The sequence below is a fragment of the Mastigocoleus sp. MO_188.B34 genome, from assembly GCF_030065675.1.
Classification (GTDB): domain Bacteria; phylum Cyanobacteriota; class Cyanobacteriia; order Cyanobacteriales; family Nostocaceae; genus Mastigocoleus.
The window spans coordinates 1-23,637 of the sequence record NZ_JASJDK010000057.1 but is presented as its reverse complement, the minus strand read 5'-3'; the positions used below and the strand labels follow the sequence as shown (position 1 = coordinate 23,637).

At 37.4% G+C, this 23,637-nt stretch carries 10 protein-coding genes and 1 pseudogene; 5 read left to right on the top strand and 6 right to left on the bottom strand.

Features of this window, described 5'->3' with window-relative positions; translation table 11 throughout:
- Positions 1-15: 15 nt before the first annotated feature.
- The 3 genes from QNJ50_RS14955 to QNJ50_RS14945 form a co-directional block, all read right to left on the bottom strand.
- The gene (locus tag QNJ50_RS14955) at positions 16-1,395 is read right to left on the bottom strand and encodes an O-antigen ligase family protein (RefSeq protein ID WP_300636513.1); all 1,380 of its coding nucleotides are present in this window, start codon (positions 1,393-1,395) and stop codon (positions 16-18) included.
- A complete protein-coding gene (locus QNJ50_RS14950; RefSeq protein ID WP_300636511.1) occupies positions 1,377-2,219 on the bottom strand; it encodes a YaaW family protein in 843 nt (280 codons plus the stop codon). Before QNJ50_RS14950 ends, QNJ50_RS14955 begins: the two co-directional genes overlap by 19 nt.
- A gap of 212 nt (positions 2,220-2,431) precedes the next feature.
- Positions 2,432-3,226: a glucosamine-6-phosphate deaminase gene (locus tag QNJ50_RS14945; protein ID WP_300636509.1), complete on the bottom strand. Its 795-nt coding sequence runs from the start codon at positions 3,224-3,226 to the stop codon at positions 2,432-2,434.
- A gap of 179 nt (positions 3,227-3,405) precedes the next feature.
- On the opposite strand from QNJ50_RS14945, the gene QNJ50_RS14940 reads away from it, so the two are divergent.
- From QNJ50_RS14940 to QNJ50_RS14930, 3 genes are all read left to right on the top strand, one after another.
- On the top strand, positions 3,406-4,086 hold the full coding sequence (locus QNJ50_RS14940) for an HAD family phosphatase (RefSeq protein ID WP_300636506.1): 681 nt from the start codon (positions 3,406-3,408) through the stop codon (positions 4,084-4,086).
- A 374-nt stretch (positions 4,087-4,460) separates the two neighbouring features.
- On the top strand, positions 4,461-9,818 hold the full coding sequence (locus QNJ50_RS14935) for an ATP-binding sensor histidine kinase (protein WP_300636504.1): 5,358 nt from the start codon (positions 4,461-4,463) through the stop codon (positions 9,816-9,818).
- A 78-nt stretch (positions 9,819-9,896) separates the two neighbouring features.
- Positions 9,897-11,348, top strand: coding sequence for an ATP-binding protein (locus tag QNJ50_RS14930; protein WP_300636502.1), 1,452 nt, complete (start codon positions 9,897-9,899; stop codon positions 11,346-11,348).
- Positions 11,349-11,794: 446 nt separating this feature from the next.
- On the opposite strand, the pseudogene QNJ50_RS14925 reads toward QNJ50_RS14930, so the two are convergent.
- Positions 11,795-12,747, bottom strand: a pseudogene (locus QNJ50_RS14925) (ROK family protein).
- Between the two features lie 614 nt (positions 12,748-13,361).
- Here QNJ50_RS14925 and QNJ50_RS14920 point away from each other — a divergent pair.
- On the top strand, positions 13,362-19,001 hold the full coding sequence (locus QNJ50_RS14920) for a myosin kinase (RefSeq protein ID WP_300636501.1): 5,640 nt from the start codon (positions 13,362-13,364) through the stop codon (positions 18,999-19,001).
- 85 nt (positions 19,002-19,086) lie between these two features.
- Here the strand turns inward: QNJ50_RS14920 and QNJ50_RS14915 are convergent, their stop codons facing one another.
- Positions 19,087-20,229 (bottom strand): DUF1822 family protein, encoded by a 1,143-nt coding sequence (locus QNJ50_RS14915; RefSeq protein ID WP_300636499.1) that lies wholly within the window; start codon positions 20,227-20,229, stop codon positions 19,087-19,089.
- Between the two features lie 77 nt (positions 20,230-20,306).
- Positions 20,307-21,815 carry a hypothetical protein gene (locus QNJ50_RS14910; RefSeq protein ID WP_300636497.1) on the bottom strand — a complete coding sequence of 503 codons (1,509 nt, stop codon included), beginning with the start codon at positions 21,813-21,815 and terminating at the stop codon, positions 20,307-20,309.
- Positions 21,816-23,319: 1,504 nt separating this feature from the next.
- On the opposite strand from QNJ50_RS14910, the gene QNJ50_RS14905 reads away from it, so the two are divergent.
- A partial coding sequence (locus tag QNJ50_RS14905; protein ID WP_300636496.1) for a hypothetical protein occupies positions 23,320-23,637 on the top strand: 318 nt, incomplete at its 3' end.

Genomic DNA, 23,637 nt, shown 5'->3' with positions numbered 1-23,637 from the left:
TTCTCCAATTGTTACTTAATTTCTTTGATACCTGTAAGTTACTCCACTAACAGCACCCATTAACAACCAGAAGATTGTATTGAGACGTAAATCGAAAAGACTAACATCAACGGTATTAAATAAAATTAACCCACCCAGAACTACAATATAGCTAAAAAATATTAGCCGGTCTTCCTTTTGGTAGTTAATAAATTTGATAAATACTTTAATTCCTGCAACCAAAATCCAAATAATTAAACCGCAAAATATAATAGTTGCAGGTAAACCAGTTTCAGCAGATAGCATCAAAAATAAATTGTGAGGATGACCGAGCCATATTTGCATTTTGGCTTGATATAGTGCAGTAAAATTCCTTAATCCCCAACCAGTCCAAGGGCGCTCCTGAGTTAACGACCAAGCAAATTGCCATTGGGTAGTACGCATTAGCTCCACTGGTCTATCTGAATACATTTGGTCATTGAAACGCGCCCATAAAAATTCTGGTACGATCCGGCGAAAGAATTTGGCGATCGCTAAAGGTGCAAAAGCTGCTAATAATACAAAACTAGCAAATCCAGTTACAGCAGCAACTAAAATGTGCCAACCCCGATTAATTGCATAAACTAAACACGCTAACAGGGCTATCACCCAAGCATTACGGGAATTAGTTAAAATTAGTGCGGCAAAATTAATAATAACCGCAATTGTCAGGAAAATAAAATTTGGCGAAATACGTGTTATTAACTCTGGTTTGACTGGTAATGAATATACAGTTGAATTCTTGAGATTGTCATCTTTAAGATTTACATTTTGAAGATTTAAACTTTGAAGATTTAAACTTTGCAAACATTCTAACCACAAACCCAAACCCAAAATAAACACAATCGTCAAATAACCGGCAAATATGTTTGCGTACATAAATACCGAAGCCATGCGTCCTACAGGATTTCCCCCTGCGGCGATTGTCCATCCAAAAATATTTTCCCATTCTGCTGGGGTAGACCAACCAAAAAATAACTGTCCAAAACCAATTAAAACTATTGGTAAAGACGTAGTAACTAAGATCCAAGATAACTGTCGAAGTTGTATAGTCGTTTGAATAATAATTCCAAAGACCATAAATGCCAAAAAGAATGGCAACAAATTAAATAAGCCCAACACAGCTACTACTCGTTCTTGGGCAAAAATAGTAACAATGATTACAATTAGACCCAGGAGAGCAAAGCCCTGATTAATTGGGCGGTTGACAATCTTCTGAAATTGTTTTAATCCAGTCAATAGTGCCAAACCCAGGGTAACAGCTCCTAGAGTTGGAAACAAAGGTAACAGTAGTAATCCTAACTGAGTGCAATTCCAGGAGAACTGCAAACCAGGGTTTGGATGTCGAAAAGGTTTTTTTAAGCTAATTCCCAGCATTCTGTGCGCGTCAAACGAATTTGAGCTAAAGCAAATATAGTCGGAATTATACGACCATAATTAGTTGCGATCGCTCTCCAACCCAAATCCGCCAAAAACCACGTCCACATTACCGGACCTAAAAATGTTAATGTACTGCGAATTGCACCATAACGAGCAGCGCTTAAAGCCATACCCCGGCGAGCCATATGCAAAGTGACATAATTATTAAATTGACTTACTGCAGCCGCAGAACCTTTAATTGCAGCTTGTCTGGCAACATGATAACTTGCAAAATGTGCTGCAAATTGACGGGCAATATGTTTGAGTAAAAATGGTTGCACCACAGAAGTTAAAGCAAAGGCGCTACCAGCTTTAAAAATTAAGCCCAAGGGATCGCGCTGCAATGTCAAAGGTAAAGGTTCTTTGAGTTCCGACTGCGCCAAATGACGTTGGATGCGGAGTGTCATTTGATGCTGTTCGCTCTTAGGTAATTTCCTCCATACTTTTCCTAGGAGGTGTAAAAATACTTCAGCTTCCAAATCAATGGTTGTTAGTTCAGTTGAATAAGGAATTTTCAGGTGCTTACAGACTTGAATAATTGCTTCGCGGTAAGTGACTCGTTTGGTTTTTCCCCGTAAAACAGTAATTCCATCTGCAGCTAAAAATCGGAAGCGTTCTTCAAGAGAATCTAACCAAGCTTGACGATCTTGGCTTTGGATTTCTATTGGTTCGGGTGTATTCACATAATCAAGAGGATTAAATTTACGACTGAACAAAATCGCGGTCAAATCCTGTAATTCCTCTTCAGTAGCTATTTCTAGAGCTGTCCTTAGTTCATCCAATTTGCCTTCCTCCACATCCTACAGCTTAAACCTGTACCTTATTCTACTATTTGGGGATTAGGTATTGGCGTTTGGTTATTGAGTAATAGATATTAGCTTGAAAATAGTTAGTACAAGTCGTAAATCTGTTACATATAGGAATCATATTTGAATTTTGAAAATATACTGAGACTCAAAAGCTTATGTTGCAAGCCTAAAGCCTAAAAACTCTTTCAAGAATCAAACCGGATTCCTATATCAACTAAAGTTGCAGAATCTCCATCTAAAAATAAAGTAGCTTGGGGTTGTTGACGAAGAATAGAAGCCGGAAAATTTTTTGTAATTTCTCCCTGCAACATTTGCTTTACAACATTTGCTTTATTCTGTCCCGGTGCAAGACAAAGTATTTGTTTCGCAGAACAGATAGTGGGAATGGTCAAAGTAAAAGCATATTTTGGTACGCTTTCCAAATTAGGAAAATGCCCTTGGGTTACTTGTTGTTGGTGATTTACCGTGTCTAGCTTTACTAGTTTGATTGCTTGAGAATCTTGAAAATCAGCAACTGACGGTTCGTTAAATCCCAGATGTCCGTTTGCTCCCACCCCCAACAAACATAAATCAATGGGTTGAGAATTAAGTAATTTGGTATAGCGATCGCACTCCTTTAAAGGTTCTAAGGTATCCCCTTCAATATAATTAAATTGTTTTGGCTTCACTTTTTTCTCTAACTTTTCCTGCAAATAGTAGCGAAAGCTGGAAGGATGTTCAGCATGAATCCCTAGGTACTCGTCTAAATGAAAACAAGTAATCCGTGACCAATCAATACCATTGAAACTAGTCAGAGCATCTAAAAATTTAAGTTGAGAGTTACCTGTGGCAAATATTACTCTAGCTGTTTCCCTAACCTTGAGAATACTATCTAAAGTTTTCTGAACTATTTGGGCTACATCTCTTGCTAGCTCAGCATCAGAATTATAAACTCGTACATTTAACTTATTGATGCGAAAAAGTTTTTTAGCGGTCGGCATGTCTAAATGTATAAATTATTTGCACTATTTTCTAACATGTGCTGATAATCCAATTTTATATACGTTTGTCTAAAATACTGCAGTTATAATTACGAAGTGAAACAAGAAAATGTAAAATATCTAAAGATAATGTTTACTGTTGTTTACATTAACTGCTATTTAGCTCTTAAAAAGAAGGCATGTTAAGCGCAATTCTCTTCGATCTGGATGGAACAATCGTCAATACAGACCCAATTCATTACCAGATTTGGCGGGATATTCTTCTCGAGTATGACGTAGAAATTGATGAAAAAATTTATAAGTCTCGTTTTACTGGTAGGCTAAACCCAGAAATTATCAAAGATATGTTACCCAATTTATCACCGGAGGAAGGTGAGAAGTTGGCAGAGGAAAAAGAATCAAAATTTCGGGATAAAGCTCACGAGCTCAAACCTATTGATGGTTTTTCTCAGTTAATAGCATCAACGGAAAAACATGGTCTCAAGCGCGCACTAGTTACCAATGCACCAACCAAAAATGCTAGGTTTATGGTCAATATTTTGGGCTTGGAAGAAATTTTTCATACTGTTGTAATTGCGGAACAAGAAGCAGCAGCAAAACCAGACCCCACACCCTATCGAGTAGGTTTAGAAAGGTTAGGGGTTAATCCCGAACAGGCGATCGCCTTCGAGGATTCTCCCAGTGGGATTACTTCGGCGCTTGGTGCTGGAATTCGGACAATTGGTGTAGCTTCAACTGGCGAACCAATGAAAATGCTGGAAATGGGTGCATTTATGACTGTTTACGATTTTAATGATTTGACGATGTGGACGTTTCTTAAGTCCCAGATTGGACTGGATCCCGTTGGGGTAAATGTTTGATTGGTAATGGGTAAATAGTTACTCACGCTCTGTAAGTATTTTAATGGTGTATCAATTAAACTATCCCAAATCTGGCTAATTCAAATATTTTTTCTCGCTTGTGAGAAATCCGGGTAGTGCTCTGGTAGCGGGTCGGTTAGCGCCTAGCAAAGCGTAAAGGATTGCACGTGTCTGACGACGTATGCGTTAAACCTTAAGGTTTAACGCCGACGCCGCAGGCTCTAATTATTGCGTGACCCTAGGTCTAGCCCCTACCATATTGCTCCATAAAAGCCTTCTTCACTTTTTGCAATACAACCAGATTAGATTAGCAATATTTATGGGTATCTTAATAACAGTAATGAGTCCAAGGGCAACTATCGGTCCTCAAAGTTATGATAGCAACAGCACCTCAATTCCCGGAAATTTCTGGTTACACCATCACTGAACAACTTTACCTTGGTTCTCGAACAGCAGTGTATCGAGCAGTAGATAAGAATCAGCAATTTACTGTGGTAATCAAGGTGTTGCAACGAGAGTATCCCACATTCGGGGAATTGGTACAGTTTCGCAATCAGTATGGGATAGCCAAAAATTTACCCATTGCTGGTATTATACAACCCCTGAGCCTGGAGAGATTCGGTAATGGCTATGCCCTGATAATGGCAGATTGGGGTGGGATATCCTTGGACAAATATATGCAGCAGCAGTCATTAGACCTAGGTGATGTCTTGGCGATCGCCATTCAACTAGCTGACATCCTCCAGGATTTGAATTCTTTTCGGGTGATCCACAAAGATATCAAACCCGCTAACATCCTGATTCATCCACAGTCCAAGCAAGTTAAACTAATTGACTTTAGCATTGCTTCGCTGTTGCCGAAAGAGACCCAGGAAATCCAAAACCCCAATGTATTGGAGGGAACACTGTCTTATTTAGCACCAGAACAAACGGGACGAATGAATCGTGGTATTGATTATCGCAGCGATTTTTATGCAATAGGTGTTACCCTATATCAATTGCTAACAGGTCGTTTACCCTTTGTTGCCGATGATCCCTTAGAACTGGTGCATTGCCATATCGCTAAAATTGCCACAGCTGTCCATCAAGTAAATACCAATGTGCCCAAAATCTTGGGGGCAATAGTCGCTAAACTGATGGCGAAAAATGCCGAAGACCGTTATCAAAGTGCCTTGGGACTCAAGCATGATTTGCAATTCGGTTTAAACCAGTGGAAAGAAACAGGGTCAATTGCTGAGTTTGACTTGGGACAGAGAGGTTTGTGCGATCGCTTCCTTGTTCCCGAAAAACTCTATGGACGGGAAGCCGAAGTGCAAACTCTGCTAGATACTTTCGACCGAGTCGCTGATGGTAACTCTGAATTAATGCTGGTAGCTGGTTTTTCAGGTATTGGAAAAACAGCCGTTGTTAATGAAGTGCATAAGCCCATAGTAAAGCAACGGGGTTACTTTATCAAAGGCAAGTTTGACCAGTTCAACCGTAATATTCCCTTTTCTGCCTTTGTGCAAGCCTTCCGGGATTTAATAAGGCAATTATTCAGTGAAAGTGATATCCAATTACAACACTGGAAAAGCAAAATTTTAGCAGCATTGGGAGAAAATGCCCAAGTGATTGTGGAACTGATTCCAGAATTAGAGCAGATTATTGGAGCACAGGCTCCAGCACCAGAATTATCAGGAACTGCAGCCCAAAATCGGTTTAACTTACTCTTCCAAAGGTTTATTCAAGTTTTTACTACCTCCGAACACCCGTTGGTAATTTTTGTGGATGATTTGCAATGGGCAGATTCGGCTTCGTTGAGCTTGATTCAGGTGTTAATGTCTGATATTAAAACGGGTTGTTTATTGCTGTTGGGAGCATATCGAGATAATGAAGTCTTTGCTGCCCACCCTTTGATGTTGAGTCTCAATGACATGAAGAACGCTGGGGCAACAATCCACACTATCACCCTGCAACCCCTGAATTTTACCAGTCTCAATCACCTGATAGCAGATACCCTTCATGCTCCCGTATCTGTGGTACAACCTCTGACAGAGTTGGTAATGCAGAAAACCCAGGGAAATCCTTTCTTTGCTACTCAGTTTCTCAAGGCATTATATCAAGACCAATTAATTACCTTCGACTCAGATTTAGGTCACTGGCAGTGTGACATGGTAAAAGTCCGGGATGCTGCATTGACCTCGGATGTGGTCGAATTGATGGCACAGCAATTACAAAAGCTGCCAGAAGTAACACAAGAGATTTTAAAACTTGCGGCTTGTATTGGCGCACAGTTTGATTTAACTACACTGGCAATTGTTTCACAGCAATCTCAAACAGGAGTGGCAACGATACTTTGGAAAGCCTTGCAAGAAGGTTTAATTCTGCCCCAAAGTGATTTGTACAAATTCTACTTGGGAGAAGCTCAAACAACGGAACAACAACCGAATGAAACATTCAGTTATAAGTTTCTGCATGATCGCGTTCAGCAAGCGGCTTATTCCTTGATACCTGATAATTGTAAACAAGTGACCCATTTGCAGATTGGTCAATTGTTACTGCAAGGACTGTCTGGGCAAGAAATAATCGAACAGATTTTTGAGATTGTCAATCAATTGAATTTAGGGAGAGGTACAATCTCCAATACCATGCAAAAACAGCAGCTGGCTCAGTTAAACTTACAAGCTGGACAAAAGGCAAAACTCTCTGCTGCCTATCAAGCTGCTCAGAATTATTGTGAGATTGGCATGGACTTATTGACTACAAAAGCTTGGCAGACTAACTATGCACTAATGTATGCCTTGCACCGAGAAGCAGCGGAAACCGCTTATCTCTGTAGCAATTTTGAACGAGCGGAAGCTTTGTATGCAGTCACCTTAGCCCACGCTCAAACACCCCTAGATAAAGCTGTGGTTTATCGGATACAAATGACCCAATATCAGCTTCAGGGTCGAAATGCCGAAGCGATCGCGATTCAACGCCAGAGTTTACAACTACTAGGCTGGGTGATGCCTGTAACCCCAGAAAGTATTCAAGCCACCCTGAATGAAGAAATTGCTACAGTCAATCGATTTTTAGAGCAACAAACAATTGAATCGATTCTTTTATTGCCCAAGATGGAAGATGAGAACATTGCAGAGCTATTGCGAATTTTGCAAATTCTTTTTTATGCGGCATGGCTAGATGGTCAGCCCATATTAGGATTACTTGCAGTGGCTAAAATGACAACTTTCTCGTTGCAGTATGGTAATAGCGATATGTCGCCCTTTGGCTATGTGGGGTATGGCTTAATTGCCAATGTCTTGTTAAAAGAATTTGCCACTGCTTATCAGTTTGGAGATATGGCCGTACAGCTTTGCGAGCAGTTTGATAATGCAGATGTACGAGGAATGACTAATTTTCTCTTTGCTGCGGATGTACATAGCTGGAGTCGTCCCATTCGAGAAGCTGATATTTACTATGACAATGCCTACAAATATGGGATGGATGCTGGCAACTGGCTGACCGTTGGTTTTATGATGATGCAAAGTGGTTCCGATCGCCTCACCTCTGGTAAAAATCTGGATGAATTATATGCAATCGCCACCACCCATGCGGAGTTTTTGCGTCATATTAAAAGTTTTGAAAATTTAGATGCTTTAATCGTTGGAGTCATTCAACCTATTCGCAATCTTCTGGGTTTGACTCACACCTGTTTAACCTTTGATGACGATTGCTTTAGTGAATCTAAATATTTAGAAAAATACAGCGATACACTCTATCATTTAGCTTGGCTGTATTCTGTAAAAATTCGTCACAGCTATTTATTCGAGAACCAAGCTGCATACCCAGATTTGATTCCCCAACTCAGCATCATTGAAAATACCGTTTCTAGCCATGCCAAAGTTCCTTCCAGTGTATTCTATGTTGCATTAATGCACATCTCTCTCGCTGAATCTGCTCGGGATGAGAAAGAGCGTCAATTACACTGGCAAGCCTTAATTCCTTTAGAAGAAAAATTAAGTCAGTGGCAAACAGCTTGTCCGGAAAATATTCTTCATAAGTGTCTTCTCATACAAGCAGAAAAAGCACGGCTCAACGGACAAAAATTAGAAGCAATCAATCTGTACGAACAAGCCATAACTACAGCACAAGCTCATGAGTATAGTTACGAAGAAGCTCTTGCCAACGAACTCGCTGCTAAATTCTATCTTGACTGGGGTAAAGAAAAAGTGGCTGCAACATATATGCAAGAAGCTTATTACTGCTATGCCAAATGGGGAGCTAAAGCCAAAACAGATGACTTAGAAAAACGCTATCCTCAACTGCTTGCTCCTATTTTTCAGCAAGAACAAATCAACTACAGAACTACAATTCAAAAAAATATTTCCCAAACCATAACTTCAAACACCACCCTTAGCAATTCCTCCATTCTTGACTTAGCCACAGTGATGAAAGCCTCCCAAGCGATTTCAGAAGAAATTCATCTCAATCAATTACTTTCTACCTTAGTGTCAGTGGTAATTGAAAATGCTGGAGCAGATAAAGGTGTATTTGTTTCACCTCGGTTATCGGAATTCATCATTGAAGCAGTGGTAACATTTGAAGGTCAAGGGGAAGCCCCAAAGATATCTGTAACACCCTCTGAGCTTCTAGAACAAAGTCCGCAAATCCCAAGAAGCTTGATTCAGTTGGTTTCTCGCACCTGTGAAACTTTGGTTATTAATAATCTTGATGCATATACCAAATTTGCAGGCGATTGCTACTTTGATCGTAACCAACCCCAATCCATTTTATGCATGCCTATTCTCCATCAAGGCAAACTCACAGGTATTCTTTACCTAGAAAATAATTTTGTCAAAGAAGCTTTTACCCACGATCGCATTCAATTACTCAACCTACTTTGTTCCCAAGCTGCAATTTCTTTGGAAAACGCCCGTCTCTATGAAAATTTAGAACAAAAAGTACAAGAGCGTACACAAGAACTTTCCCATGCTTTAGAAAAACTAAAAGCCACCCAAAATAAACTTGTAGAATCGGAAAAAATGGCAGCTTTAGGTAGTTTAGTTGCTGGAATTGCCCACGAAATTAACACTCCTGTAGGTACAAGTATTACTGTGGCTTCTAATTTAGCTGTCAAAACCCAAAATTTTGTAAATAATATAGCTCAGGGACAATTAAAGCGTTCCACATTAAATAATTACCTCCAAATTGCCCAACAAAGTAGTGATTTACTCTTACAAAATCTCAATCGAACTGGGGAATTAGTTAATAGTTTTAAACAAGTTGCGGTAGATCAAACGAATTTAGAACTACGTAAATTTAGAGTAAAAGAATACATTGAAGGGGTTTTACTAAGTCTAACTCCCAAACTTAAACAATCTCCACATAAAATCAAAGTTTCCGGCGATGAAAATCTAAAGATTAATAGTTATGCTGGGAGCTTAGCTCAAATAATAACTAATTTAGTGATAAATTCCTTGACTCATGGTTATCCACAAGGAGAAGCCGGACAATTAAATTTTGAAATATTATCAGAGAATCAACACATCAAAATTATTTACAGTGATGATGGCTGTGGAATTCCTGAAGAAAATTTAGACAAGATTTTTCAGCCTTTCTTTACCACTAAAAGAAATCAAGGGGGAACTGGCTTAGGTTTGCATATTGTTTATAACTTAATTACCCATAAATTACATGGAAGTATAGATGTAAATTCCCAAGTTGGTAAAGGTACCCAGTTTATAATCATCATTCCTTCAATAATTAGTTAATACTTGATTTTTCATCCCTAACATATTTAATACTGAACTTTGATTGATATTTTTTGTAATATTTAAGCTGTATTTACCATGTTTACCAATCACAATAAAGAAACATTAAAGTTAAACAATTTAGAAAATATAGAAAATACTGAAATCATTTTTCCAGAAGAAGATGAAGAAATTTTATTCGTTGAAGATGATACAGACACATATGTTCAAATTACAGATAAAGATACTTGGAAAATCATGATTGTAGATGATGAACCAGCAGTTCACCAAGCGACTCAATTAGTATTACAAGATTTTACCTTTGAAAATAAACCAGTTACCCTAATTTCTGCTTACTCAGGAAAAGAAGCTATAGAGCTTCTAAATCAACATCCTCAAACAGCTTTCGTACTTTTAGATGTAGTTATGGAAAGCAATGACGCTGGTTTAAAGGTTGTTAAATATATTCGCGAGCGACTTGAGAATAAATTAGTACGAATCATTTTACGTACTGGACAACCGGGGGAAGCTCCAGAAGAGTCAATAATAATTGATTATGATATTAATGATTATAAACTAAAAGTTGAACTCGACCATCACAGATTAATTACTACCGCTATCACGGCTTTAAGAGCATATCGATATGTGCATTCCTTGGAGGAACGTACTTTAGAACTAACTAAAACTTTACAAGAACTAAAAAGAACTCAAATTCAAATTTTACAGAGTGAAAAAATGGCAACTCTTGGTAACCTAGTTGCAGGGGTAGCACATGAGGTTAATAATCCACTCGGATTTATTAAAGGTAGTATTAGGAATATTGAAGAATACATTGAAGATTTATTTAGCCATATAGAATGCTATCAAAAAATTTACCCTAATCCAGAAGAAAAAATTAGCAAAAACGCCAAAGATATTGATTTAGAATATCTTAACGAAGATTTACCAAAACTGCTTTTTTCAATGAAAATAGCAACAGAACGTATTGAAGATATTAGTACAAGTTTGCGTACTTTCTGTAGGAGTGACACATCTGAAAAAATTAATTGTAATATTCATAAAGGAATTGATAGCACTATTTTAATTTTAAAATATCGTCTCAAAGCAAACAATATTCGTCCTACAATTGAAGTTGTCAAAGAGTATGGAAATTTACCACATATCGAGTGTTTCTTAGGTCAATTAAATCAAGTATTTATGAATATTATTGCCAATGCAATTGATGTTTTTGATATAGTTTCTGCAAATCAAACATTACCTGAATTTAAAGCTAAAGCTTACAAAATAGTAATTAAGACAGAAGTATTTACTGATAATACTACAGTAATAATTCGAATTAAAGATAATGGTCCTGGAATACCAGAGGAAATCAAATCTCATATCTTTGATAACCTTTTTACTACCAAAAGTGTAGGTCAGGGTACAGGACTAGGTTTAGCGATCGCACGCCAAATTGTTGAGGAAAACCATGGTGGTAGATTAAGTTTTAATTCTACTCTAGGAGAAGGTACTGAATTTTTAATAGAGTTACCTATCTCGTCATATAAGTAAAATTGGTAGTCTCTTAGAGCGTGTTTATAAGGGACTTCAAAGTAATAAAATATCCAGCCCTTGCGTTGCGCCTATCGGACGCATCCTGGGGATGTTCACGTAGTGCGTACAAACGGCGCAACGCGCAGCAGTCCTTGAACGCGGCGTAGCCGTGAGGGGCACCGGGACGGTGTTCAGCTTGCTGCGTTCAAACGCGTAGCGCGTCAATAACGGTTTTACCCTGAGACGCGGCAAGCCGAACGTGGCGCTAGCCACGCGGTTTGAATATATTTGTACGGCACGCGCCAATGACCGTGGCGTACGGAACGCACCGCGCTTGCGCGGTGTAAGGGCTGGATATTTTATTTTTTGGATCTCTCTAAATAAAAAATAAAATGAGTCAGAAATTTTTATTATTACTCCAATCCCCAATCCCCAATCCCCAATCCCTAATCCCTAATTAATCCCTAATCCCCAATCCCCATCTGCGCTAGCGCTACAGCACCCCATAAAGGTGCGTCATCTCCCAAACTTGCTGGTAAAACTTCAAAATTTACCTCTGGTAAAGCAGTTTCTTGGGCTGTTTTCTGTAGAACTTCCCAAAAATAATTTCCTGCTTTTGTTACCCCACCACCCAATACAAATAGTTGGGGATTAATTACATTCGCTACATTACCAATTGCTACTCCCAAAGCCCAAGAAGACCGAAATAAAAATTCTTGCGCTAACTTATCCCACTATTTGCAGCTTCGCTGATAACTTTTCCCGTTATTAAATCTAAGTTATTTTCTACTAAGCTCCTCAATATTTCTCCTTTTTTTGTTTCCTTTCTCAATATTTCCCGTACGTCCTGCGCCATATAAGGACCAGAAGCTAACCTTTCCACACATCCTCGTTTTCCACATAAACATAAAGGTCCGTCAGGATCTATGATCGCATGTCCGATTTCCCCAGCCATTCCTTCAAAACCGCGCCAGGGCTGACCATTTAGAATCCATCCACCACCAACACCGGTGCTAACAGTAATATAAAATAAACTGTTATAACCCCGACCCGCACCAAAGCTATATTCTCCTAAAGCTGCAACATTTGCATCGTTATCTATGTTTGCACTAACACCAAATTTATCCTCAAGCAGTTTTTTTAAAGGTATGTTTTCCCAACCTTTGACATGATGGGAAAGTCTAACTGTACCCGTATTTGCATCTACAGGTCCGCCAAAACTAACGCCAATAACATCAGGTTTTTGACCTTCCAAAACTGAGTCTATCAATTCATACATTATGCTCAGATCGGTATTAACATCTGCATTGGTCGGAGATAAGCAACGTTTGTAATTCAGCCACTCCTTTGAGCCATTATTGGTTAATCCTGTTGCTAGCTTCGTACCGCCAAAATCAAGGGCTAAAATAAGTTTCACTGTTTTATTTTTTATTGCTTTATTGTTTATTTCTTATCTAGTAGTATTTAATATAGATTCTTGCTCGAGTTTTGTAATCAATAAAGCAAGACTTAAGTACGAATGAAGTAAATGTAGTAATTGCAACTATAGAAGTCGATCCCAAACCATTGGAAATAAATCCTTTCGAGACTCGCTATCCTAAGGTAAGGAGTCCGTAAATCCTATAAAGCGATCTATTATGAATTTTATTTTCCTTTAAATTTTGAATTTCGACAATAAATATTCCTTAGTAATTGGTTGTAAATGTCACCAACACAAGAAAAATTAAAAATATTATTAGTTTAATTACAAACTGCAAGGCGTCTATTAACCCTATAAAAACTGCACTAAAAGAATTTGCACTAAAAGAATTATATTTTCTCTGTATTCTAAGATGAAGTCAGCAATTAACCAGCTTTTTTGTAATAGAATAATAAATTAAAATTCAATTCTGAATTTACTGTTGATTCAAAGATAGACAAATTATTTTTTAATTAACATAAACGTAAAAAAATAAACTTTTCCCAAAAGCATATTTTTGCCTTAGGAAAAAGTAATAGTTATTAAAAAAACATAATTATAAGGATATAAGAATGCAAAACTTAGTAAGTCTAAAGTTTGGCGATGGTAATTTCGATGAAGGGTTTAGTAAAAATAGTAACATTTTCACTGTAGTAAAGATTAATTGTGAATCTATAACAAGAAAAATTCAACTTCCTCCAGCGCCAGAAATCCCGGTTTTATATCAAAAATGGAAAAATAGTTACGCCAGTTTAGTTAATCCTGTGAGAATGGGTTTTAAGCCCAAGCAAACTACTAACTTTTCCTGGTTTGATGAATATCAAGAATGCGATCAACTTGCGGATGATTTACGTTTTCAATTAAATGATTGGCTTGCAAATATAAAATTACAATTACAATCGCTAATTGAATTAAATTTCGATTCAGAAACTATACTTAATATCAATACTCAGGATATTAAATCCCAATTCACCAAGGATATTTTGCATCGACTACCTTGGCGAGAATGGGACTACTTTCCAGGTAATTTTTCTGTGGAAGTTGCTTTATGTTTAAATGAATCAGAACATAAAATAGCGACCGAAAAACATGAGGAAGTATTTAGAAGAGTTAGGATTACCAGTATTTTCGGTGACGGTCGCAATATAGATATTGATACTGACAAAAAATTAATTGAAAAGTTAAAACCACGGGGAGCAGAATTAATTTTGCTCTCACAACCAAAACGTCCTGAATTAATTCAGCTATGGGATGAACCCTGCGATATTCTGTTTTATAGTGGTCATAGTCAAACAGATAGAAAAAATCGAGTAGCTTCTATTGAAATTAATGAGCGAGAAAATTTAAGTATTCGAGAAATTAGGAACACTTTCCGTGAAGCAATTGCTCCCACTGCTGCACCGAACGCCAAAGGTTTGAAATTAGCGATTTTCAATTCTTGTGATGGACTTGGTTTAGCCGAACAACTGTCAGATTTGAAGTTACCTTATATTATTGTTTGGCGGGAAGCTGTTCCAGATAAAATTGCTCAATATTTTCTCCAGTATTTTCTGGTGTCTTTTGCTCAGGGGAAGTCTTTATTTGCTTCCATGCGAGATGCAAGGGTTAAACTCCAAGAACTTAAGAATATTGAAGATACTGAAAACCAAGTTCCAGGAGTAAACTGGTTACCGATTATCTGTCGAAATACTATAGAATCACCACCGACCTGGGAAGATTTGGGTGGACTCACCGGTAAACTTCCCGATTCTCCCTATAAGGGTCTATCTACTTTTCGAGAAGAAGATGCAGGTTTATTCTTTGGTAGAGATAGGTTTATCGCAGATTTAGTTAAAGCTGTACTGAGTAAACCTTTAGTTCCCGTAGTTGGGGCTTCTGGAAGTGGTAAATCTTCTGTGGTGTTTGCAGGTTTAGTTCCTCAGTTGAGAAATAATCATCGGGTTAAAATTATATCTTTTCGTCCGGGGAAAAATCCTTTTGATGCTTTAGCTGTAGCTCTGAGCGCTCATTACCAATCTCAATATCCAGAACATATTCAAAGAGAGGATAACACCACGGGAAACAGTTACAGGTTAAAGGAATTAAAACTGGAAATCAATCTTAATGATGATGAGAAAGAACTATGCCAAATTCTGGAAAATATAGCAAATTCTGCCACCTTCAGCCCATTAGAACGCTTGGTACTAATTGTCGACCAATTTGAAGAAATATATACTTTGGCTACACAAGAACAGCGTCAAAAATTTTTAGACACATTAATTTATGCAATTAAATTTACTTCGGACTTTACTTTAGTGTTCACCCTCAGGGCTGATTTTATGGGGAAACTACTGGATTATCAACCGATGGGTGAAACTTTGCAGATGTACCCACCAATGTTACTTACCCCCATGAAACCTTCCGAATTGCAAGAAGCCATAGAAAAGCCGGCGGGAAAAATGAAGGTAGAATTAGAACAAGGGTTAACCAGTAAATTAATTGGTGATCTAGGAAAGCAGCCAGGGCGTTTACCTTTACTGGAGTTCACCCTGACGCAACTTTGGCAAAAACCAAATAAATGGTATCTTACCCATCGCGCTTATGGGGACATTGGTGGTTTAGATAAAGCCCTAGCCAAATATGCAGATTCAGTATTGCAATCCCTATCTGTAGGAGAAAAACAACAAGCCGAACGGATATTTATTCAGTTATTACGTCCCGGAGAGGGTACGGAAGATACCAAACGAATGGCGACCCGTATAGAAGTAGGAGACAATAACTGGAATCTAGTCAAATCTTTAGCCGATCGCCGTTTAGTAGTAACTGGATGGGACAAAAAAAATCAAATTGAGACGGTAGAAATTATCCATGAAGCTTTGATTCGGGAATGGGGGACACTACGGAAATGGATTGAAAACAACCGTGAATTTCGAATTTGGCAAGAACGTTTGAAACCAGATGTCCGTCAATGGGAAAATAAAAAGTATGATCCAGAAAACTTATTACAAGGTACTCGATTGGGGATCGCCCAGGATTGGTTAAAACAACGTCCAGAAGAATTGACATTAGTAGAGCAAGATTTTATTATCGCTAGCGTAGGTCAAAAAAATAAAGAACGACGCAAACACCAACGCAGACGAAACTTGACTATTTCTGGATTGGTCATTGGTTTGGTGTTCGTTTCCACCTTTGCAGGTATCAGCGAACTTCGTAGGACTGATGCTGAAGTTGGCAAAATAAGCAGCATTGCGGAAAGATTATTTAGCCAGAACAATCATGAAGCAGCTTTAACGGAAGCAATTAAAGCTGCTAAGTTACTCCAGAAAAATATCTTGAGACCCTGGATCGCCCCTGAAACCCGCATGCAGGTCATATCCACATTAAACCAAACCGTTTATGGGTATCAAATTAAAACCCTTAAGGGACACTTAAGGGATATTATTAGTGTCAACTTTTCACCTGACGGGAGCTTAGTTGCTTCTGGCTCCGGAGATTTCACCATCAAGCTTTGGAATCCAAATACGGGAGAAGAAATCAAAACTCTTTCCGGTCACAAAAGTGCAGTCATTGATGTTGCTTTCTCTCCGGATGGTAAAACCCTTGCTTCTGGATCCGCTGACCGTACCCTTCAACTTTGGAACCTTGACACCGGAGAAGTTATTGAGACTTTTACGGGTCATTCATCAAGAGTTATTAGTGTTGCTTTCTCCCCAGACGGTAAAATTATTGCCTCAGGTTCCGGTGATGGTACTGTCAAACTATGGAATGTGGATACAGGAAAAGAAATTAGAACCCTTATCGGTCATTCACATGAAATTTATAGCGTTGATTTCTCAAGCGACGGTCAAAAATTAGTTTCGGGGTCGAGTGACAGCACCATAAAAATTTGGGATGTAACTACAGGAGAAGAAATTAAAACCCTGGAAGGTCATAGCAGAGGGGTAATTGATGCTAACTTTTCCCCAAATGACAAATTAATTGTTTCTGGGTCGAGCGATCACACAATCAAAGTTTGGGAAGTTGATACTGGTAAAGTGCTTCAAACCCTTAAACAGCATACCGGTGGAATTAATAGTGTTAGCTTTTCACCGGATGGTAAAACCATTGCTTCTGGTTCCAATGACTATACCCTACAAATTTGGGATACTAGGACATGGGAAAGAGTCAGAACTTTTAAAGGACATTCCAACCGAGTCAGAAGTATCAGTTTTTCTCCCGATGGTAAAACCATTGCTTCTGGTTCTATTGATGGTACGATTAAAATTTGGAATACTAGCGACAATAATATTATTAAAAAAAGAAAAAACTTTGAAAAGCACAAATACGCAGTTATGGGTGCGAGTTTTTCCCCAGCTAAGATTCCAACACCACAGGGATTAATTCAAACAATTGCATCTGGTTCCCGTGCAGGAATACTGAAAATTTGGAACCGAAATACAGGAGAAGAAATTTATACTCTTAAAGGTCATTCTGGTGAAATTAGAAGTTTTAGTCTGTCACCAATCGAAGTAGAAACTTCCCAAGGATCCGGGAAAATAGTTGCTTATGGAACAGAAAATGGCGTAATTAAAATTTGGGAGATGGATACAGGGAAAGAAGTTCGCACTCTGAAAGCCCACGATAATCCCATTAAAGATCTTAGATTTTCCCCCAACGCTAGGATTATTGCTTCAATTTCCGAGGAAAATATCGTTAAAATTTGGGACGTCAATACCGGAAAACAAATTCAAACCCTCAGGGGACATTCAGGGAAAGTCACAAGCATTAGCTTTTCTCCCAACGGTGAAGTAATTGCTTCTGGTTCTGCTGACAAAACAATTAAACTATGGGAACTTAACACTGGTAAAGAAATTAAAACTTTGACCGGAAATTCTCACCAAATTGATAGTGTTAGTTTTTCCCAAAATGGGAAAATTATTGCTTCGGGCTCGCAAAACGGCATAATGCAACTGTGGGATCCCAATACAGGAAGAAATATCACAACTATTAAAAGACATTCCCACCCAGTTACCAGCCTCATTTTTTCCCCTGATAGCAAAATTATTGCCTCCGCTTCGACTGACGACGATAAAATTATGATTTGGAATGTGAACACAGGAGAAAACATTCAAACTCTTGAAGGACATTATCGTTCAGTTACTACCCTTAGTTTTTCCCCAGACAGTAAAATCATAGTCTCTGGCTCCAAAGATAAAACAGTAAAATTATGGGATATCTCCGCAGGAAAGGAACTGCGAACTCTCAGAGGACACCATCAGAGAATTACCAGTGTTAATTTCTCATCTGACGGAAAAAATGTTATATCTGCTTCCCTTGAAGGTACTGTCAAACTGCGGGATTTTGAAAGTGGGGGAAGAAAAGAAAACATCAAACTTCATTCCAATTCCATCAATGAAATTGATTACTCTAATGACGGGGAAATAATTGCTTCTGCATCTTGCGATCGCACCGTAAGGTTATGGGATAGCTCCACAGGTAAAGAAATTAGAAGATTAAAACATGCTAGTGGAGTAAGTACCGTTAACTTCTCCCCTAACGGAAAAATGATTGCTTCCGGTACAGACAATGGCATGGTTACAATATGGAATACTGATGGAACCGTCAAAATATGGAATCTTTTAATTCCGGAACAAATTAAGAAGGATAAAAGTCAGTCTACAAGGGTGAATACACTTAAATTTTCCCCCGATAGTAAGACTATCGCATTTAGTTCTAATGAAAATAACGTTAGAATTTGGGACATTGAAAACAGGAAGGAGATTCATATCCTCAAAGGACATTCAGGGGAAGTTAGAAGTGTTAGTTTCTCCCCCAACGGTAAAATCTTAGCCTCTGGAGCAGTTGACAACACAATAAAACTTTGGGATACACACACAGGTAAAGAACTTAAAACCCTTAGAGGACATTCCGACAAAGTCATCAGTGTTAACTTTTCCCCAGATGGTAATATCATCACCTCTGGATCTAGTGACCGTAAGTTGCGACTATGGGATGCAAAGACCGGTAGGGAAATCAAAGCCCTAAAAGGAGATGATAGTTGGGTTCGTAGCGTCAGCTTTTCTCCCGATGGCAAAACCGTTGTTTCCACATCAACTCACGGTAGAGTTATTCTATGGAACTTCGATTTAGTAGATTTAATTGATGAAGGATGTCACTTAATACGCGGGTACCTGCGAAATAATCCTGACGTCAATGAAAACGAGCGATATTTATGTAATGAAATTAACTTTTAGCTTATGGTTTGGATTGGTCATGCGCTACCACCAATTACCCATTACCAATCCTTACAAGTTAATATTGTTTGCTTCATAGGGATTATTACAACACAAATTGCTCGACTATAGCCAGTTCTTCATAACTAATTTCAACTTTAAATTGTTTACCTGGAGATTCATTAAACTCTAACTGAATAAAATTATCAGACCTTCTTGCAATGACTTCTTCTGTATCTGAATTTTCTGTATCTGGGTTAAGTGTGACTTTAAGCTTCAAACTTTGTGGAAGATATTGTTGCACTTCCTCAGGACAAACCTGTACGAGTACATCTTTTTCATCTTTAAGCTCCTCATCAGGTTTCATGCGGATCACTAACGCTACTTTTTTACTTTTTAGCCTCAGCCCTAAATCATATTTTTTACTCCCAGTTATTTCAACATTTTGTATTTCAAGATTTTGAGTAGTTTTAAAGTTACCTCGAGTAGGTCCCCAAGATAAAGATTTGTGTTCCTCCCAATATAAACTTGGAGGGTAAAAATCCTCTAAAGATAGCCAACCTTCATCAAAAACTCCACCTAACCATTTACCAATATCAATCAAAGACTTAATTTTTTTAGTTGTGGTATTCATTATATGATGCCTGTACCCAGGTAAAGGAATTGCATTTCCTTTTAAAAAGCGGGTAGATAGCAATAGATTATTTATCTCCGGATCGAAGTAAGATACAGGGATACTAAAATCTTTACCATAATTTACTTCCTTTAATTCTTGTCGCAGTGATTGATGATATTTTGCGATTTCGTCATAACGTATAAATCCATGAACGATTAGTTTAGCTTGTTCTTCTAAGACTTCAATTAACACATAAAATTGTGAAGCGAGATTCACTTCTTTGATTGATTCGTGAGCTATCTTCAAAGACTCATGCTTCAATTCATAAACGACGATTAAACATAGTTTAAAAGCACCAACTTGTAGGTGATAAATAGTATTACTATTATTTGTAAATTCAGGTTGTAGTACCGAGCATTTATTTGAATTGATTTTGATATTTGGAATTTGCTCTTTTAACCATTCAACAAAACCTAATAATGCTAATGCATTTAAATAAGTTTGCCACCGACATCGTTCATCATTCACTTCCTGACTAATTTCTCTCGCTTTTTCAAAATCTTCTGATTCTAAACCAATAATTTTCAGCCTTGATGCTAGCTTCCTTTGAATCGGTAACGATGATTTCATCATATTCCTTTCCTTACTTCTCATATACAGCAAATTAACTAACCTTATTTGGTGAATAATATTAATTATTTGATTATCAATTAATACCTGGAATTGTCGAGATATTGCCGTAACAATTGGGCGAATAAACTATTTCTACTTTGGTTTTTAGGAGTAAAAATTTCAGCAAATGCTTCTTCAAAAGCAATTTCATAAATAAAACCTCTAATTGCTTCTGCTACCTCCTTAAGATAATCTGGATCTTGGGATATTAATTGTAAACGCGAATCTATTTGTTGTTGGATAATTTTATTCATAAAAATTTCTTCCGTTAAATATTGTGTATCAGTCAAAAGTTCTCTTAAATTAAAAATTCTCCGGGCTTTATGCCATTCAATACTCCATAATTTGGCAATTTCCCCCAAGCTGAGAGGATTTTTTTCTTGGTAATATAGCCGTAGTCCTTCCGGAAATTTTTCTGCAAAACAGGCATATTTTTTTCTGTTTGCTAAAGATAATTTTTTCTGCTCGACTTTTTGGGCGATCGCCTGGGATAAAACTTCTATAGCTAAGTCAGAACAGAGATTTTGCAAATCCTGATATTCCATTTTTTCAGGATCGTTATTGTAAGAAGGTGGTAAATTTGGATTGGGTATATAATTGCTTGGATTAAGCATAAAATTATTACCCGAATACTCAGGTATTTCCGTTGATTCTGTTCTCGGACTTCCTGTTTCTTTGGAAAGTTTATCTTGACGTAAAATATCTGCAATTCTTCTGAGATGATAGATAAGTACTTGAGTAGAAAAAATAAAACCCTGGCGACCCAATAAATCGACCATTTCCTGCAATTGTTTTGGTGTCGGTTCTGAAGATAATCCTTGCTTCCCTGAGTTTAGTCTGTCGCGACGATAGACAGCATGAAAAACTTCGACAATCGTGCGAACACCAACTTCTAAGAGAGGCTCAAGGGTCTTAGGAATATCCCTACACAGTAACGCCCAATCACTAGGAGTGCGATATCCAAAACTCCACAGATATTTCTTTAATTCAAGACATTGGGGAGTTCGCATCATTACCCAATTATCTAATTTTTGACTTTTGCTCAGTTCGGGATTATACGTTCGAATAATCTCAACGCTAAAAAACCTTCCTTCCTTTTCCAGTAAGCGAGATTCCCCATTACCGTCTAATACAATCTGATTTTTCCCATATCTGTCCAAAACGATGAGGGTCTTACCGTCATCGTTGAGGACGAATGGGAGTAGATCGACATATGTAAACGGTCTTTCATTTCCTGGCTTGTAAGCTGCTATTTTACGGCAAGCAATTAGGATATTCTGGGACACATAACATCTGAGGCAAATTCCGGCTAAAGCACGCTCTCTAATAGTTTTGCCATGATAGAAAGTCTGCCACAAAATCCTTTGGATGTATCTTTCATCTTCATTAGGAAGAGTTTCTAAAAGAGCTAAGTCCGGAAACTGAGTTTTAAAGAATTCCTCTGCTATCTTTACTTTTACATCTTTATAACCACCTCTAACTTTATTGTTTTCATACATCGGAGGGCTAATGACGCAAATATTCCAATATCTATTTGTGGTAATCATAGTTCCTTGAGCTAGCATCTTATTAGTTTGTATATTCTCAATAAATCTATTTTTTCTGAGAACACAACCTGTAATGTATAAACTGGGTAAGTTAGACAATTTATGAAACATAGTAGCTACAAGGGAGCCGATTTTGTTACTAGCGTCTTTTAATAAGATTTTGAACCCATGTATCTGTATAGGTGCATTTTTGAGAACCCATACATTTTTTTGTATTGTGCTGCATAAATTGCACAGCTAAGATATTAAATAAAACTATATTTTTTTAATTCATTCCTACCAAGGCGATCGCCGACAAAAATCTTCTTCCTTTCCCCAACTCCCCATATTCTTTACCTCATTAAGGTTACCTTCTACCGGGATGGGAGCAATTTCGTGAAATAAGACCAAGATTAAAGTCGATCAACAAATACAGGCTAACCATGCCTCTATTTTTGTAACTTATATTATTACTCAAGTACTACATTTGTTTGATTAATTTTCACAGCTTAGGTTGCGATCGCAATATTCCCACACACCTTAGGCTGTTGACGACTAAAAATACAAAATAAATCAAATATTTTTCCTTTATCTGGAAAAGCACAAATATTTAATATCCATGGAAATACTATATGAGCAGAAGAAAAGTATATAAAAGTACAGACAATTTCTGAATAGATTCTAATTATAGCCTTACGATTTTAAATTAGAAAATTTCCTTCTCCCTTTTCTTTGTTCCTTTGTTAGTAAAATATAATGTCCTAACCTAAACTATACTGATATATTTATGCAAAATTGTAACTATTAGGAATTAGTTTAGCTTTTTCTCATTTTCAATACTTTTTCCGGATAATTACAAAAACTTTACTACTATTAATTCCGGTTTCTGGGTATCAATGTCAGAATGACTAAAAAGTTGAATACATAACTAAAAGAATTCTTCTCATCTACTATACTTGCGAAATATTCCATAAAACAACAGGGGAAAGGAGGCAAACACCCAAATTCACGATAAATTGTGTCATTCGTTGATTTGGCTTCTTACAACAAAAAAATCGATATTGCAGCATTAAAAGCGAGAAATTATCAATACCGCTAAATTCCATAGGAATTTTTAATTTACCAAGCTTTTAGCAGTAAAAATTGATAATAATTATCAATATGCCCTTAGCACGTTAAGATGTATTTAGAAGGATGAGAGTGTTCGAAAGACCATTCTATTCACTCTATTTTGTTCTTAAAGTTGTACTAATAAGTATTTATCCTCAAAAAAATTGGAGACAGACAATCTCTAATACCACCAAATAATTGAAACTATTTATCATTAATCCTTAAAAGGATGAACTACGTACAAATCGAACCAATAATCATTCGCGATACAGTTGACAAAAAATAGCATTAAATAATATCACTTAAATAAATGCTGTTTTGTAAATTTAAGAAAAGCAGCCATTGATAACAAGGCACAAGTAAATGATGAAGTAGACAAGCAGCTACGACATTAATTGAGAAAAATATCTAATTTATGAAAGATTTAGTTATGATGATAGTAGAAACTTGGGCTCATTGCTTTGGTGTTGCCCCTGCAAATCTCTGCATGACTCCTTTGAGTGTAGCGCATTTTCTCTTTAAAAATAAAATCTGTGATTGCACCTTGGAAGTAGGGGTGATACCGAAAAGAAAAAATATGGATCCCCCAAGTATTGTGTTGACCAATTGTCACAAAGCTGTTGGGGGTAAACCCAATCAATATTTTGTCAATAATCTATTGAAACAGATAATTTGCTTTATCAAAAAAAATATATTTTGTGAGTACTGCTTCTACAGAAAAGTTAATACTAAT